This window comes from Sphingomonas oleivorans (genome assembly GCF_003050615.1).
Taxonomy (GTDB): domain Bacteria; phylum Pseudomonadota; class Alphaproteobacteria; order Sphingomonadales; family Sphingomonadaceae; genus Sphingomonas_H; species Sphingomonas_H oleivorans.
Genome location: NZ_NWBU01000005.1, coordinates 301,573 through 317,155 on the forward strand (window position 1 = coordinate 301,573; position 15,583 = coordinate 317,155).

The window sequence follows — 15,583 nt, forward strand, 5'->3', positions numbered from 1 at the left end:
AGACCGAACAGCCTGCCCGCCATCCTCAAGCCCCGAAGGTCCGCTGCCACCAGCCACGGCGCGGCGCCGCTTCGCCCGTGGCCTCGGGTTCCGGCTCGGCCGGAACGGACGCGACGCCGGTCTCCGCCTCGGCGGCGACTTCGGCGGCAGCCTCGACGGGCGCCTCGACGGGCGCCGGCTCAGGCGCGGGAGCCGCCTTGGGCTTGCGCGTCCGCTTGGGCTTGGCCGGGGCCTGCTCGGCCACCGCCTCGGGCGCTTCCGCGGCGGGGGCCGCGGCCTTGGCCCTGGGCTTGCGCGTCCGCTTGGGCTTGGCGGGAGCCTCCTCGGCCGCCGCCTCGGGCGCGGCGACCGGCTCGGCAGCCACAGGCTCCGCGACCACAGGCGCTTCGGCCTCGACAGCGGCCTCCTTCACCGTCTCTGCCTTGCGGGCGCGCGGACGACGGCGGGCACGCGGCGCCTTGGCCACTTCCTCGACCAGTTCTGCAACCGGCTCGACGGGTGCCGCTACCACCTCTTCCACCTCGGTGAGCGCGGCAGGCTCGGGCTCGACCAGGACCGGCTCGGCTTCCGGAACCAGCGCCTCGACCGGAACTTCCTCCTCGCCCGCCACCGCGGCGCCTTCGCCATTGCGGCGACGCCCGCCGCGCCGACCCCGGCGACCGCGACGGCGGCGAACCTCGCCTTCCTCCTCGGCATCCGCGACAGGTTCGGCCTCGACGGCCTCCTCCGCCACGAGATCTTCGGCCGGGGCTTCTTCTTCCAGCTCGCCAGGCTCGGGCGCCTCGGCCGCCTCGACCGCGGCCTCGCCCTGCTCCTCCTCGCGGCGACCGCCACGACGGCGACGGCGGCGGCGACGACGGTTGCGACCCTCTTCCTGCTCCTCCTCGCGGCCGCCGCGCGGCGCACGCTCTTCGGGCAGATCGGCGGCCTCGGCCTCGATCAGCTCCTCCTCTTCCTCCTCCTCTTCTTCGAAGAACTCCTCGTCTTCCTCGAATTCGAGCTGGATCGGCTGCGGCAGGCGCGGCGGATGCGCCGGCGGCGGGCCGCCGCTTTCCACCGTCATCCGCGCGCCTTCGAGCGAGCCGTCGGAGACCACTTCGATCATCACGCCGTAGCGATCCTCGATCTCGGCCAGCTCGGCGCGCTTGCGGTTGAGGATATAGAGCGCCGCCTCCTGGCTGGCGCGCAGCTGCAGCCGGCTGCCCCGGCCGCGCGCGGCCTCCTCCTCCAGCATGCGCAGCGCCGACAGGCCGGCCGACGAGGCGGTGCGGACGAGGCCGGTGCCCTCGCAATGCGGGCAGCTCCGGGTCGAAGCTTCGAGCACGCCGGTGCGGATGCGCTGGCGGCTCATCTCGAACAGGCCGAAGCTGGAGATGCGGCCCACCTGGATGCGGGCGCGATCATTCTTCAGCGCCTCCTTCATCGCCTTCTCGACCTTGCGGATGTTGGAGCTGTTCTCCATGTCGATGAAGTCGATGACGATCAGCCCGGCCATGTCGCGCAGGCGGAGCTGGCGGGCGATCTCGGCGGCCGCTTCCAAATTGGTCGCGGTCGCGGTCTGCTCGATATTATGCTCGCGCGTGGAGCGGCCCGAATTGATGTCGATCGAGACGAGCGCCTCGGTCGGATTGATCACCAGATAGCCGCCGGACTTGAGCTGCACGAGCGGCTGGTACATCGCCGCGAGCTGATCCTCCACGCCGAAGCGCTGGAACAGCGGCACGGCATCGGCATAATGGGCGATCTTCCGGCCGTGGCTCGGCATCAGGAGCCGCATGAAGCTGCGCGCCGCGCGATAGCCTTCCTCGCCCTCGACGATCACCTCGTCAATGTCGCGATTATAGATGTCGCGGATCGCGCGCTTGACCAGATCGCTGTCGGCATAGATTTCGGCAGGTGCCGACAGCGAAAGCGTCTTTTCGCGGATTTCGTCCCACAGCCTCGCAAGATAGTCGAAGTCGCGCTTGATCTCGGTCTTGGTGCGCTGAAGGCCGGCGGTACGGACGATGCAGCCCATCGTCTTGGGCAGGTTCAGCTCCGCCATGATCGACTTCAGCCGCTTGCGATCGCTGGCATTGCTGATCTTGCGGCTGATCCCGCCGCCATGGCTGGTGTTCGGCATCAGCACGCAATAGCGGCCGGCGAGCGACAAATAGGTGGTGAGCGCGGCGCCCTTGTTGCCGCGCTCCTCCTTCACGACCTGGACGAGCAGCACCTGGCGGCGGCGGATGACGTCCTGGATCTTGTAGCGGCGGCGCAGCGCCATGCGCTTCTGGCGCAGGCCCTCGACGGCGTTATCCTCGCCATGGTTCGCGGCGACCGGCCGGCGGCGCGGCCGATCCTCCTCGCCTTCCTCGCCGGCTTCACGGTCGAGATCCTCCTCGACGACATCCTCGTCGTCGAGATCCTCCTCCTCATCCTCCTCGTCGGCCTCGCTCGCGCGCAGCGCCTCTTCCTCGGCGGCATGCTCGGCCTCCTCGCGGAGCAGCGCCTCGCGATCCTCCTTGGGGATCTGATAATAATCGGGATGGATTTCCGAGAAAGCGAGGAAGCCGTGGCGATTGCCGCCATAATCGACGAACGCCGCCTGCAGCGACGGTTCGACGCGTGTCACCTTCGCCAGATAGATATTGCCCTTGAGCTGCTTGCGCTCGGCGGACTCGAAATCAAATTCCTCGATGCGATTCCCTTTGACGACGGCCACGCGGGTTTCTTCCGGGTGGCGCGCGTCGATCAACATACGCGTGGTCATTTACTGGTCTCCGGGCGCGCGATCCCGCGGATAAGCGGAAGGGGCGCGCGCGATAAAGATCGGACATGGCCGCCGCGCTCCAGGCGCTGCCGGCGATCGTCCGGGTTGGGATGATGGATTCCGCGTCTGCTACATGGCCATCCCCGGCGCGATGCGCCGAAGCGAAGCCCCGTTCCCATGCGTCGCACCCTTTCAGGATGCGTCGGGAATTCGGGGAAAAATGGCTCATGCAGCTTCAACTCTAGATGCCCGGCCGCGAACAACGCGCCGGTGCTCGGAACGGACGGATAAGCGGAAGCAGGGTGCCTCCAGCCGGCCGGACAGGGTTTGCTAGCATCTGCCCCGCGGCCCGGCAACCAAAAGCTAGGCCTCCGCCCTGTTCGCAAGTAGATGGCGCCGCACGGGGACTTGCGCAAGGCTGCCTGCCTCGCGCATTTTCGGAGGACCGACGGGCTCGCCCGGCGGTGGGGGGAACGATGCTACTGCTTCTTCTGGTCGTAATTCTGCAATGGTTCGGCGGTGTTCCGGCCGAGATGGCGATGGGCAGCGAGCCTGTCCAGGCCGTGTCGCAGCCCCGGATGCTTCTCGCCGCCGCGCGCCCCGCGCGGCGCGCGGCGCTTCCGCCGATCCAGGGGCCGCGCGGCTCCGGCCGGCCGCTGGTGGTGATCGATGCGGGTCATGGCGGCCATGATCCCGGCTCGCTTTCGGCAGACGGCGCGCGGCGGGAAAAGGATGCAGCCCTCGCCATCGCCCGGGCGATACGCGACGCGCTGCTCGAATCCGGGCGCGTCCGCGTCGCGCTCACGCGCGACGACGACCGCTTCCTGATCCTGGGCGAACGGCGCGAGATTGCGCGCAGGCTCAATGCCGACCTGTTCATCTCGGTCCATGCCGACAGCGCGCCCAACGCCTCCGCGCGCGGCGCCACCATCTACACCCTGTCCGACGTCGCATCCGACCGGGTTGCCGCACAGCTCGCCGCGAAGGAGAATAAGGCCGATATCCTGAACGGCGTCGATCTGGGCCAGGAGAATAATGACGTCTCCTCGATCCTGATCGACCTCGCCCAGCGCGAGACGATGAACGTCAGCTCCATCTTCGCATCGCTGCTCCAGCGCGAAATGTCGCCGATGATCGCCTTTCGCACGACATTCCACAAATTCGCCGGGCTGATCGTGCTGAAGGCGCCCGACGTGCCGTCGGTACTTCTCGAAACCGGCTACATGTCCAACGACGACGATCTGAAGCTGCTCTTTTCGAAGGATTATCAGAAGAAGATCGCGACCGGCGTGCGGCGTGCGGTGGAGGCGCATTTCGCCCGCCGCCTCGCCAATCTCTGACGGGCCGGCTGGCAAAGCGCGCACAAGCTGCTAGAGGCTTGCCCCGATGGTGGAGTCCTCCCCGAGCCTTGACAGCCCTTCGCTCAGGCAGCGCCTGATCGCCTTGCGCGAGGCCGTCCGCAAGATTTTCGCCCGGCGCTGGGTGCGCTGGCTGGCGGCGTTCGCCGGGCTTCTCCTGTTCGGCTGGCTGATCCTCTGGCTGCTCTTCGCACGCGACCTGCCATCGACGGACAGGCTGCTCGCCTATGAACCGCCCTTGCCGACCAATTTGCGCGCGATCGACGGCACGCCCATCTACAGCTTCGCGCGCGAGCGGCGCGTCGAGCTCGCCTATGACGAATTTCCGCCGCAGCTCATCCACGCCTTCCTCTCGGCGGAGGACAAGACCTTCTTCACCCATGGCGGCATCGACTATCCCGCCTTCGCCAATGGCGTGTTCGAATATTTCACCAAGATGGGATCGGGCGAGCGCGCGCGCGGCGGATCGACCATCACCCAGCAGATCGCCAAGAATCTGCTGCTCGGCGACGAATATTCGCCCACGCGCAAGATCAAGGAGGCCTTCCTCGCCTTCCGCATCGAAAATGCGCTGACCAAGCAGCAGATATTGGAGCTCTACCTCAACCAGATCTTCCTCGGCCGCAACGCCTATGGCGTGCAATCCGCCGCCCGCGCCTATTTCGGCAAGGATGTCGGCGATCTGACGCTGCCGGAAATCGCCTATCTCGCGACGCTGCCCAAGGCGCCGTCCAATTACAGCCCGGAACGCCATGCCGATCGCGCGCTCACCCGGCGCGCCTATGTGCTGCGCGAGATGCAGAATAACGGCTATATCAGCGCCGCGCAGCGCGCCGAGGCCGAGGCCGCGCCCTTGGGCACCATCCGCCGCAGCGACACGCGCCGCGATGCCGAGCGCCGATATGACGGCTATTTCATGGAGGAGGTCCGCCGCGAGCTGATCGGCCGCTATGGCGAAACCGATGCGAGCGGACCGCACAGCGTCTATTCGGGCGGCCTGTGGGTGCGCACCTCGCTCGATCCCGCCGTCCAGAAGGCGACCGAGGATGCGCTGCGCGACGGGCTCGTCCGCTATGAGGCGGGGCGCGGCTGGAGCGGCGCTGCAGCACGAATCGACACGCGTGGCGACTGGGCCCAGCGGCTCGCCACCGTCAATCTGGGCGTCGGCTATGACGACTGGCGCGCCGCCGTGGTCCTCGCCAAGCAGGGCGAGCGCGCGGAGGTCGGCTTTGCCGACGGATCGACCGGCGCGCTGCCGAGCTGGGGCGCGGCCATGCCCCGCCGCGGCATCGGCGACACCGCCTTCCAATATCTGAAGGTGGGCGACGTGATCGCCGTGAAGAAACAGGGCGCGGACTGGGTGCTGCGCACCATCCCCAATGTTTCGGGCGGCATGGTCGTGGAAAATCCGCACACCGGCCAGATCCTCGCCATGCAGGGCGGCTTCGACGCGCGCGGCGCCTCGTTCAACCGGGCGACGCAGGCGATGCGCCAGCCGGGATCGAGCTTCAAGCCCTTCGTCTATGCCGCGGCCCTCGACAATGGCATGACGCCCGCCTCGATCATCGTCGACGGGCCCTTCTGCGTCTATCAGTCGGCGCTGCTCGGCCGGAAATGCTTCCGCAACTTCTCCGGCGGCAATGCCGGGTCGCAGACGCTGCGCTGGGGCGTCGAGCAGTCGCGCAACCTGATGACGGTGCGCGCCGCCAGCCAGACGGGCATGAAGAAGGTGGTCGCCACCGCCAAGGCGATGGGGATCGGCGATTATCCCCCGCTGCTCGCTTATTCGCTCGGCGCGGGCGAGACGACCGTGCTCAAGCTCACCAACGCCTATGCCATGCTCGCGAACAATGGCCGCGAGCTGAAGCCGACGATGATCGACTATGTCCAGGACCGGCATGGCAAGGTGATCTTCCGCGCCGACACGCGCCCCTGCGAAGGCTGCAATGCGCGCGACTGGAACGGCCGGCCCATGCCGCGCCCCCGCATGCGCGCGCGCCAGGCGATGGATCCGATGACCGCCTATCAGGTCGTCCACATTCTCGAAGGCGTCGTCCAGCGCGGCACGGCCACCATCCTGCGCGATCTCGGCCGGCCGCTGTTCGGCAAGACGGGCACGTCGACCGGGCCCACCAATGTCTGGTTCGTCGGCGGATCGGCCGATCTCGTGGCGGGCGTCTATCTGGGCTATGATCAGCCGCGCTCGCTCGGCGGCTATGCGCAGGGCGGCACCGTCGCCGCGCCGATCTTCAAGCAGTTCGCGCAGGTCGCGATGAAGGATATGGAGGTCGTGCCCTTCCGCGCGCCGCCGGGCATCCGCATGGTCCGCATCGATCGTCGCTCGGGCCGCCGCGTATTCGGCGCCTGGCCGACGAGCGACCCCAAGGCGGCCGTGATCTGGGAGGCGTTCAAGCCCGAGTCCGAGCCGCGCCGCACCATCCGCAAGGACGAGATCGTCAGACGCGCCGAAAGGGAGCCCACCGGCCCCGCCCGCTCCCGCGCCGCCAGAGACAGCGACAGCGATTTCTTGCAGTCCCAGGGCGGTATCTACTAACAGCGCGCGCATTATATCACCGTCATGCCGGCAAGGGCCGGCATCCCTTCGGAGTCGCGGGTTGCGGCGAACATGGAGGGAACCGGCCCTTTGCCGGGGAAACGGAAGAATTTTTTCTGGAGAAAGAGAAATGCGCGCCGAAGCGCAAGCCCATGTCGATCAGATCAACCAGGCGATGGCGCTCGTCCGCCGCTTCCTGGACTGGGATCGTGCCCTGCGCCGGCTCGATGAGCTCAATGCGCGGGTCGAGGACCCGAGGCTGTGGGACGATCCCAAGGCCGCGCAGGAGGTGATGCGCGAGCGTCGCCGGCTCGACGAGGCCGTCTCCGCCGTCCGCCGCATCGAGGGCGAGCGCGACGATACGGTCGAGCTCATGGAGATGGCCGAGGCGGAAGGCGACGAGGGTCTCGTCAACGACGGCGTCGCCAGCCTCGCCGTGCTCGCCGACCGTGCGGAAAATGACAAGATCCAGGCGCTGCTCGCGGGCGAGGCGGACGGCAATAACAGCTATATCGAGGTCAATGCCGGCGCGGGCGGCACCGAGAGCCAGGACTGGGCGGGCATGCTCCAGCGCATGTACACGCGCTGGGCCGAGCGGCGCGGGCTGAAGGTCGAGCTGATCGATCATCATGCCGGCGAGCAGGCGGGCATCAAGTCCGCCACGCTGCTGCTCAAAGGCGAGAATGCCTATGGCTATGCCAAGACGGAAAGCGGCGTCCACCGCCTCGTGCGCATCAGCCCCTATGATTCGGCCGCGCGCCGCCACACCAGCTTCGCCTCCGTCTGGGTCTATCCGGAAGTGGATGACGACATCGACATCGTCGTCAACGAGAGCGATCTGCGCATCGACACCTATCGCGCATCGGGTGCGGGCGGTCAGCATATCAACACGACCGATTCCGCCGTGCGCATCACGCACATCCCCACCAATATCGTCGTTCAGTGCCAGAACCAGCGTTCGCAGCACAAGAACAAGGCCGAGGCGATGAAGCAGCTCAAGGCGCGGCTGTACGAGGCGGAACTGCAGAAGCGGGAGGCGGAAGCGAACGCGACCGCCGCCACCAAGACCGATATCGGCTGGGGCCACCAGATCCGCTCCTATGTGCTCCAGCCCTATCAGCTGGTGAAGGATCTGCGCACCGGCATCACCTCGACCGCGCCCGACGACGTGCTCGACGGCGATCTCGATCGCTTCATGGCCGCCGCCCTGTCGCAGCGCGTGACCGGCGAGAAGGTGGACGTCGAGGACGTCGAGTGATCCGCACGGCAGCGGCTTTCGTGCTGCTGCTGCTGGCGGGATGCGGCACGGCCGGCTCCGAAAGCGAGGGAACACGCACCGCGAACGGCTTTCCCAGGGCCCATCGCCCCGTCGCGCCCACCGTCTCCGGCGGCTATTCGACCGAGGCGACGCGCGATCGGCTGCGCGAGGCGCAGGAGGTGATGCGCCTCGCCGAAATCGAGCCGGGCATGACGGTCGCCGATATCGGCGCGGGCGAAGGCTATTACACCATCCGCCTCGCCCAGCGCGTCGGCAAGCAGGGCCGCGTGCTCGCGCAGGACATCGTCCCCGCCTATCGCGACCGGCTGGCCGAGCGCGTCGCGCGCGAGCGGCTCGACAATGTCAGCGTGAAGCTGGGCGATCCGGCCGATCCCAAGCTGCCCGATCGCAGCTTCGACCGTATCTTCCTCGTCCATATGTATCATGAGATCGGGGAGCCCTATGAGTTCCTCTGGCGGATGCGGCCGGCGCTGCGCCCCCATGGCATCGTCGTGGTGGTCGATGCGGACCGGCCGACCGGCGATCGCGGCACCCCGCCCGCTTTGCTCGACTGCGAGATGAACGCCGTCGGCTATACGCGCATCCTCCGCGAGAAGATGCCCGAGCCCGGCACCTATCTCGCAACCTATGTCGCCTCGGGCCCTCGGCCCGCGCCGGAAGAGATAAAGGGTTGCGTCCCGGCCGCGTCCTGAATCGCCGCCGGACCTGCGGAACGTCTACTTCTTTGGTGTAAGCTTCAGCAGCCGCCCGTCCGGCCCGTCCTCGAGCAGCCAGATCGCGCCGTCCGGGCCCTGCTCCACCTCGCGGATGCGCGCGCCCATGTCGTAGCGCGCCGCCTCGCGCGCTTCGATGCCGTTGAACTCGATCCGCACCAGAGACATGGACGAAAGCCCGCCGACGAACGCATTGCCCTTCCACTCGGGGAAGAGCGAACCCGAATAGATGATCAGCCCCGCGGGCGAGATCACCGGGTTCCAGCTCACCTTCGGCGCCTCGAACTCCGGCCGGGTGGGATGATCGGGAATCACCCGCCCATCATAATGATCGCCGTTGGAGACGATCGGATAGCCATAGTTGCGGCCAGGCAGGATGAGGTTCAGCTCGTCCCCGCCCATTGGCCCCATCTCCTGCTCCCACAATCGCCCCTCCGCATCGAAGGCGATGCCCAGCAGGTTGCGATGGCCATAGGACCAGATCGCCGGATCGAAGCCTTTGGCCGCCAGCGGATTGCCCGGCGCGGGCGTGCCGTCCTCCTTCAGGCGCAGCACCTTGCCGAGCGTCGCCTTCGGATCCTGCGCAGGATTGAATTTCACCCGCTCGCCCGCGGTGAAGAAGAGGAAGCCGTCGGGCGAGAAGGCGATGCGCCCCGAATAATGGCCGTCCCCCTCCACCTTGGGCGCGGCGCGGAAGATCACCCGCATGCCCTCCAGCCGCGCCCCGCTGCCGTCCGCGACCAGCCGCCCACGCGCGAGCGCGACGCCCGCGCCGCCCGGCCCCGGCTCCGAAAAGCTGAAATAGACGAGGCCGTTGCTTGCGAAGCCGGGGTGCGGCACGACATCCAGCAATCCGCCTTGTCCCTCGCTATCGATGGCCGCCGGAATGCCCGACACGGCCCTGCGCTGCTGCCCATCGGCCGAGACCAGAAGCATCCGCCCCGCTTTCTCCGTCACCAGCATCCGCCCGTCGGGCAGGAAGCTCATCGCCCAGGGCCGGTCGAAAGTGGCGACCGGGATTTCATCGAACGGCTTGGGCGAAGGATCGCGCTCACCCGTGATCGGCGCCTGGACGGAATTCTGGACGACCGCCGGTCCTTCCGACGCGCTGCCGCAGGCGGCGAGCAGGGCCAGGACAGAAGCGGAGGTGACAATCAGGCGAGGCATCGGAACCTATCCTTTCGATCCAGACGGGTGGTGCCGCAGAAATGTCTTGGTCATCGGTGGATCATCCCTCCATCCTCGCCCGATTTCCTGCAATGTTCCAGTCTTGCCGCGCCATGCGGATTGGCCTATATAGCGGACCGTCCTCTCGACATTGGAAACATTGCCGAGGTCGGATCCCCTCCGGGTCCGACGCTGCGGGCGCTTGAATGTTTCACGAAGGATTTCATGATCGATATCGCCGCGTTGACGAAGCTGATCGAGCCGGAAGCGGAAGCGCTGGGTCTGGCGCTCGTCCGCGTCGCCTTTTTCGGCGGCAAGAGCGATCCGACCTTGCAGGTGATGGCCGAACGGCCGGACACGCGCCAGCTCGATCTGTCCGATTGCGAGGCGCTGTCGCGCCGCATCTCGGACAAGTTCGACGCGCTCGATCCGATCGAGGACGCCTATCGGCTGGAAGTGAGCTCGCCCGGCATCGACCGGCCGCTCACCCGCCGGCAGGATTATGAGGATTGGAAGGGCTTCGATGCGCGCATCAAGCTCGGCACGCCGCTCGACGGCCGCAAGCAGTTCGACGCGCATCTGCTCGGCCTGGATGGTGACAATGTGAGGATCTATGCCGAGCGCGTCGGCGAGATCGAGATCCCGCTGGATTATATCGCCAGCGCCAAGCTGCTTCTGACGGATGCGTTGATCAAGGCCACCGCGCCCCTTTCCATCGAGGGCGCGGACCGGATTTCACAGGAAGGATAAGGACAAGATGGCCACCGCCATTTCCGCCAACAAGGCCGAGCTGCTCGCCATCGCCGACGCCGTCGCGCGCGAGAAGCTGATCGATCGCGAAATCGTGATCGAGGCGATGGAAGATGCGATCCAGCGCGCCGCGCGCGCGCGCTATGGCGCCGAGAATGACATTCGCGCCAAGATCGATCCCAAGCAGGGCGACATGCGCCTGTGGCGCGTCGTCGAGGTGGTCGATCAGGTCGAGGATTATTTCAAGCAGGTCTCGGTCGTCGACGCGCAGAAGCTGCAGAAGGGCGCCGTCGTCGGCGACTTCATCGTCGATCCGCTGCCCAATATCGAATTCGGCCGCATCGCCGCCCAGGCCGCCAAGCAGGTGATCTTCCAGAAGGTCCGCGACGCGGAGCGCGAGCGGCAATATGAGGAGTTCAAGGACCGCGCGGGCGAGATCATCACGGGCGTCGTCAAGCGCGTCGAATTCGGCCATATCGTCGTCGATCTCGGCCGGGCCGAAGGCGTCATCCGCCGCGATCAGCAGATCCCGCGCGAAGTCGTCCGCGTCGGCGATCGCATCCGCTCGCTGATCCTGTCGGTGCGCCGCGAGAATCGGGGCCCGCAGATCTTCCTCAGCCGCGCGCATCCCGACTTCATGAAGAAGCTGTTCGCGCAGGAAGTGCCCGAAATCTATGACGGCGTGATCGAGATCAAGGCCGCCGCGCGCGATCCGGGCAGCCGCGCCAAGATCGGCGTCATCAGCCGCGACAGCTCGATCGATCCGGTCGGCGCCTGCGTCGGCATGAAGGGCAGCCGCGTCCAGGCGGTCGTGCAGGAGATGCAGGGCGAGAAGATCGACATCATCCCCTGGTCGCCCGATCTCGCCACCTTCGTGGTGAACGCGCTCCAGCCCGCGCAGGTCGCCCGCGTCGTGATCGACGAGGAGGATGGCCGCATCGAGGTGGTCGTCCCCGACGATCAGCTCAGCCTCGCCATCGGCCGCCGCGGCCAGAATGTCCGCCTCGCCAGCCAGCTCACCGGCTCGGCGATCGACATCCTCACCGAAGCGGATGCTTCCGAGAAGCGCCAGAAGGAGTTTGTCGAGCGCTCCGAGATGTTCCAGAACGAGCTGGACGTGGACGAGACGCTCGCCCAGCTGCTCGTCGCCGAAGGCTTCGGCGCGCTGGAAGAGGTCGCCTATGTCGATGCCGACGAGCTTTCGACGATCGAGGGCTTCGACGAGGAACTCGCCGCCGAGCTGCAGAACCGCGCGCAGGAAGCGCTCGATCGTCGCGAAGCCGCGAACCGCGAGCAGCGCCGGGCGCTGGGCGTCGAAGATGCGCTGGCCGAGCTGCCCTATCTCACCGAGGCGATGCTGGTGACGCTGGGCAAGGCGGGCATCAAGACGCTCGACGATCTGGCCGATCTCGCCACCGACGAGCTGATCCAGAAGAAGCGCGCAGAGCCGCGCCGCCGCAAGGAGGGCGCCGCCGCGCCGAAGGAGGACAAGGGCGGCGTGCTCGCCGAATACAGCCTCTCCGAAGAGCAGGGCAACGAGATCATCATGGCCGCGCGCGCGCATTGGTTCGCCGACGAAACGCAGGGGGACGCTTCTGCGGATGGCGAGCAATGAGCCCCTTGACGGCGTAACGCCCTCCCCCGTCCGCGCGGACGCGCACGACCCCGAACGCCGCTGCATCCTCGGCGGCGAGCGGGGTCCGCGCGCCGGCCTGATCCGCCTTGCGCTCGGTCCCGACGGCACCGTCGCGCCCGATGTCCGCGCAAAGGCGGGCGGGCGCGGCGCCTGGATCGGCGTGGACAGGCCCACGCTCGAAGCGGCCCTCGCCAAGGGCAGGCTGAAGGGTGCGCTCGCACGCGCCTTCAAGACGGCCGGCTTCCGCGTTCCCGACGACCTGCCGCAGCAGATCGAGGTCGCGCTGCAACGCGCGGCGCTCGACCGGCTGGGACTGGAGGCGCGCGCGGGCACGCTGCTCACCGGCGCGGACAAGATCGGCGATGCCGCACGCAAGGGAACGGTGGAACTGCTCCTCCACGCCCGCGATGCGGCGGCGGACGGCACGCGCAAGCTCGATCAGGCGCTGCGTGTCGGCCTCGGCATGGAAGGCACGGACATGCGGGGGCTCGTAATCCCCGCAAGCCGCGCCATATTGTCCATGGCGCTGGGGCGCGAGAATGTGGTACATATTGCACTGATCGCGCCGGCAGCCGCCGTGCGCGTCTCCGATGCGCTCGGCCGCTGGCGCACATATATTGGACGGGACGATGAGCCTTGAGTCCTGCGAGGTGATTTCGCAGGGCCGTTCGGCGCACCGGGAAAGAATTTGAAGGATTCGGGTAGTAGATGAGCGATAACGACAAGCCGAAACTGGGGATGCGGGCTCCGCTGGGTCTTAAGCGCACGGTCGAGACCGGCAAGGTGAAGCAGAGCTTCAGCCATGGCCGCTCGAACACCGTCGTGGTCGAGGTCAAGCGCCGCCGTATCCTCGGCAAGCCCGGCGAGACCGAAGCGCTGGTTCAGGACGAGGCGCCCGCCACCGCCCCGACGCCCGCGCCGAAGCCCGCTGCTGCTGCCCCGACGCCCGCGCCCGCAGCCCTCGCCCCCCGGCCGGCTGCCGCGGCGCCGCGCCCCGCGCCCACGCCGCCGCCGCCGGTGCGCCGCCCCCCGACCGACCTTCTCTCGCGCCAGGAGCTTCAGGCGAAGCTGCTCCGCGAGGCGGAAGAGGCACGCATGCAGGCGCTCGAGGAAGCGCGCCGCCGCGAGGAGCGCGCCAAGGCCGAGGCGAGCGAGGAAGAGCGCCGCCGCGCCGAAGAAAATCGCCGTGCCGAGGAGGAAGCGCAGCGCGCTGCCGCCGAAGCCGCCGCGCGTGAAGCCGCCGAAGCGGAAGCTGCTGCTGCGGCCGCTGCGGCCCAGCCCGCGCCGGAGCCGGAAGTCGCGGCCTCTGCCCCCGCCGAAGCCGCGGCACCCGCCGGCGAGGCCGCCCGTCCGGCCGCGCCGCCGCCGCCGCGCCGCTTCACGCCCGTGACGCCGGCCAAGCGTCCGGAGCCGGCGAAGCCGGCGCGCGACCGCAAGGGCGACGATCGTCGCCAGTCGGGCAAGCTCACCGTCACGAGGGCGCTCGACGATGGCGAGGGCGGCGCGCGTGCGCGTTCGCTTGCAGCGCTCAAGCGCGCCCGGGAGAAGGACAAGCGCGCCCATCAGGGCGGCGGCGTGCAGGCCAAGCAGGTCCGCGACGTCAACGTGCCCGAGACGATCACGGTCGGCGAGCTCGCCAACCGCATGGCCGAACGGGGCGCGGATCTCGTCAAGGCGCTGTTCAAGATGGGCATGCCCGTCACGGTCAATCAGTCGATCGACCAGGATACGGCCGAGCTGCTGGTCACGGAATTCGGCCACAATATCAAGCGCGTGTCGGATTCGGACGTCGATCTCACGACCGCCGAGGATATCGATGCGCCCGCGACGCTGAAGCAGCGTCCGCCGGTCGTCACGATCATGGGCCATGTCGATCACGGCAAGACCTCGCTGCTCGATGCCCTGCGCGGCACCGACGTGGCGTCGGGCGAGGCCGGCGGCATCACCCAGCATATCGGCGCCTATCAGGTGCAGGTGAAGTCGGGCGACCGCATCACCTTCCTCGATACGCCGGGCCATGAGGCGTTCAGCGAGATGCGCGCGCGCGGCGCCAACATCACCGATATCGTGGTGATCGTGGTCGCCGGCGACGATGGCCTGCGCCCGCAGACGATCGAGGCGATCAACCATACCAAGGCGGCCAATGTGCCGATGATCGTCGCGATCAACAAGATGGACAAGCCGGGCAGCAATGCCCAGAAGGTCCGCGAGGCGCTGCTCCAGCATGACGTCCAGGTCGAAAGCATGGGCGGCGACGTGCAGGAGGTCGAGGTCTCCGCGCTCAAGAAGACCGGCCTCGACGAGCTGATCGAGAAGATCCAGCTCCAGGCCGAGCTGCTCGAACTCGCCGCCAATCCCGATCGCGATGCCGAAGGCACCGTCGTCGAGGCCAAGCTCGACAAGGGCCGCGGCCCCGTCGCCACGATCCTCGTCGGTCGCGGCACGCTCAAGGTGGGCGACATCTTCGTCGTCGGCCAGGAGAGCGGCAAGGTGCGCGCGCTGGTCAACGACAAGGGCCAGCAGGTGAAGACGGCCGGTCCGTCCACGCCGGTGGAGGTGCTCGGCCTGTCCGGCGTGCCGGCGGCGGGCGACCAGCTCTCGGTCGTCGAGAATGACGCCCGCGCCCGCGAGGTGGCGGAATATCGCCGCTCGGTCGCGACGCGCAAGCGCACCACCGCGGCGCCCGCGAACCTCGAATCGATGTTCTCGGCGCTGCGCGAGAAGCAGGCGATCGAATATCCGCTGGTGGTGAAGGCCGATGCGCAGGGCTCGGTCGAGGCGATCGTCGGCTCGCTGAACAAGATCAGCACCGACGATATCCGCGTCCGCATCCTCCATTCGGGCGTGGGCGGCATCACCGAAAGCGACGTGACGCTGGCGGCGGCCTCCAAGGCACCGATCATCGGCTTCAATGTCCGCGCCAATGCCAAGGCCCGCGAATTCGCCCAGCGCGATGGCGTCGCCCTCAAATATTATGACGTGATCTACGATCTGCTGGACGAGATCCGCGCCGCCATGGCCGGCACGCTCGGGCCGGAATATCTGGAGCATGTCGTGGGCCGCGCCGAAATCCGCGAGGTCTTCTCGGCGGGCAAGCATGGCAAGGCCGCGGGTCTGCTGGTGCTCGAAGGCTATATCCGCCAGAAGCTCCGCGCCCGCATCATGCGCGACGACGTCATCATCTACAATGGCTCGATCGCGTCGCTGCGCCGCTTCAAGGATGATGTGCCCGAGGTCCGTGCGGGCCTCGAATGCGGCATCACGCTCGAAGCCACGACCGACATCAAGCCGGGCGACATCGTCGAGACCTTCGAGGTCGAGGAACGCGCGCGGACCCTTTAAACCCGTCATGCCAGCGAAGGCTGGCATCCATG

The 15,583-nt window shown here is 67.7% G+C and carries 9 protein-coding genes and 1 pseudogene; 8 read left to right on the forward strand and 2 right to left on the reverse strand.

All coding sequences use genetic code 11. The features are described from left to right. Positions 1-25 precede the first annotated feature (25 nt). Entirely contained in the window at positions 26-2,752 is a 2,727-nt protein-coding gene (locus tag CLG96_RS06880; protein WP_207796618.1) for an Rne/Rng family ribonuclease, read from the reverse strand. A gap of 602 nt (positions 2,753-3,354) precedes the next feature. Between CLG96_RS06880 and CLG96_RS06890 the strand changes: the two are divergent. The 4 genes and pseudogenes from CLG96_RS06890 to CLG96_RS06905 all read left to right on the forward strand — a co-directional run. Beyond that, positions 3,355-4,092, forward strand: a pseudogene (locus tag CLG96_RS06890) (N-acetylmuramoyl-L-alanine amidase family protein); the annotation flags it as partial. Positions 4,093-4,138: 46 nt separating this feature from the next. Beyond that, complete coding sequence (locus tag CLG96_RS06895) at positions 4,139-6,664, forward strand: penicillin-binding protein 1A (protein WP_107967118.1); 2,526 nt, start codon at positions 4,139-4,141, stop codon at positions 6,662-6,664. Between the two features lie 130 nt (positions 6,665-6,794). Continuing rightward, on the forward strand, positions 6,795-7,922 hold the full coding sequence (prfB, locus tag CLG96_RS06900; protein WP_107967119.1) for a peptide chain release factor 2: 1,128 nt from the start codon (positions 6,795-6,797) through the stop codon (positions 7,920-7,922). After that, a complete protein-coding gene (locus tag CLG96_RS06905) occupies positions 7,919-8,635 on the forward strand; it encodes a class I SAM-dependent methyltransferase (RefSeq protein WP_107967120.1) in 717 nt (238 codons plus the stop codon). The genes prfB and CLG96_RS06905 overlap by 4 nt, the downstream gene beginning before the upstream one ends. 24 nt (positions 8,636-8,659) lie before the next feature. Here CLG96_RS06905 and CLG96_RS06910 read toward each other — a convergent pair whose 3' ends face one another. Beyond that, positions 8,660-9,823, reverse strand: a complete 1,164-nt coding sequence (locus CLG96_RS06910; RefSeq protein ID WP_107967121.1) for a PQQ-dependent sugar dehydrogenase — start codon at positions 9,821-9,823, stop codon at positions 8,660-8,662. A gap of 225 nt (positions 9,824-10,048) precedes the next feature. Here CLG96_RS06910 and rimP point away from each other — a divergent pair, with 225 nt between their 5' ends. The 4 genes from rimP (at position 10,049) to infB (ending at position 15,551) form a co-directional block, all read left to right on the forward strand. Next, on the forward strand, positions 10,049-10,573 hold the full coding sequence (gene rimP, locus CLG96_RS06915; RefSeq protein WP_107967285.1) for a ribosome maturation protein RimP: 525 nt from the start codon (positions 10,049-10,051) through the stop codon (positions 10,571-10,573). Positions 10,574-10,580: 7 nt separating this feature from the next. Next, a complete protein-coding gene (gene nusA, locus CLG96_RS06920; RefSeq protein WP_107967122.1) occupies positions 10,581-12,188 on the forward strand; it encodes a transcription termination factor NusA in 1,608 nt (535 codons plus the stop codon). Continuing rightward, positions 12,175-12,849, forward strand: coding sequence for a DUF448 domain-containing protein (locus CLG96_RS06925; RefSeq protein WP_107967123.1), 675 nt, complete (start codon positions 12,175-12,177; stop codon positions 12,847-12,849). The genes nusA and CLG96_RS06925 overlap by 14 nt, the downstream gene beginning before the upstream one ends. A 68-nt stretch (positions 12,850-12,917) precedes the next feature. Continuing rightward, positions 12,918-15,551: a translation initiation factor IF-2 gene (gene infB, locus CLG96_RS06930; RefSeq protein ID WP_107967124.1), complete on the forward strand. Its 2,634-nt coding sequence runs from the start codon at positions 12,918-12,920 to the stop codon at positions 15,549-15,551. Positions 15,552-15,583 lie beyond the last annotated feature (32 nt).

Coding starts and splice junctions, on each gene's coding strand:
- CLG96_RS06880 (WP_207796618.1), bottom strand. CDS start 2,752: ATGACCACGCGTATGTTGATCGACGCGCGCCACCCGGAAGAAACCCGC.
- CLG96_RS06895 (WP_107967118.1), top strand. CDS start 4,139: ATGGTGGAGTCCTCCCCGAGCCTTGACAGCCCTTCGCTCAGGCAGCGC.
- prfB (WP_107967119.1), top strand. CDS start 6,795: ATGCGCGCCGAAGCGCAAGCCCATGTCGATCAGATCAACCAGGCGATG.
- CLG96_RS06910 (WP_107967121.1), bottom strand. CDS start 9,823: ATGCCTCGCCTGATTGTCACCTCCGCTTCTGTCCTGGCCCTGCTCGCC.
- rimP (WP_107967285.1), top strand. CDS start 10,049: ATGATCGATATCGCCGCGTTGACGAAGCTGATCGAGCCGGAAGCGGAA.
- nusA (WP_107967122.1), top strand. CDS start 10,581: ATGGCCACCGCCATTTCCGCCAACAAGGCCGAGCTGCTCGCCATCGCC.
- CLG96_RS06925 (WP_107967123.1), top strand. CDS start 12,175: ATGGCGAGCAATGAGCCCCTTGACGGCGTAACGCCCTCCCCCGTCCGC.
- infB (WP_107967124.1), top strand. CDS start 12,918: ATGAGCGATAACGACAAGCCGAAACTGGGGATGCGGGCTCCGCTGGGT.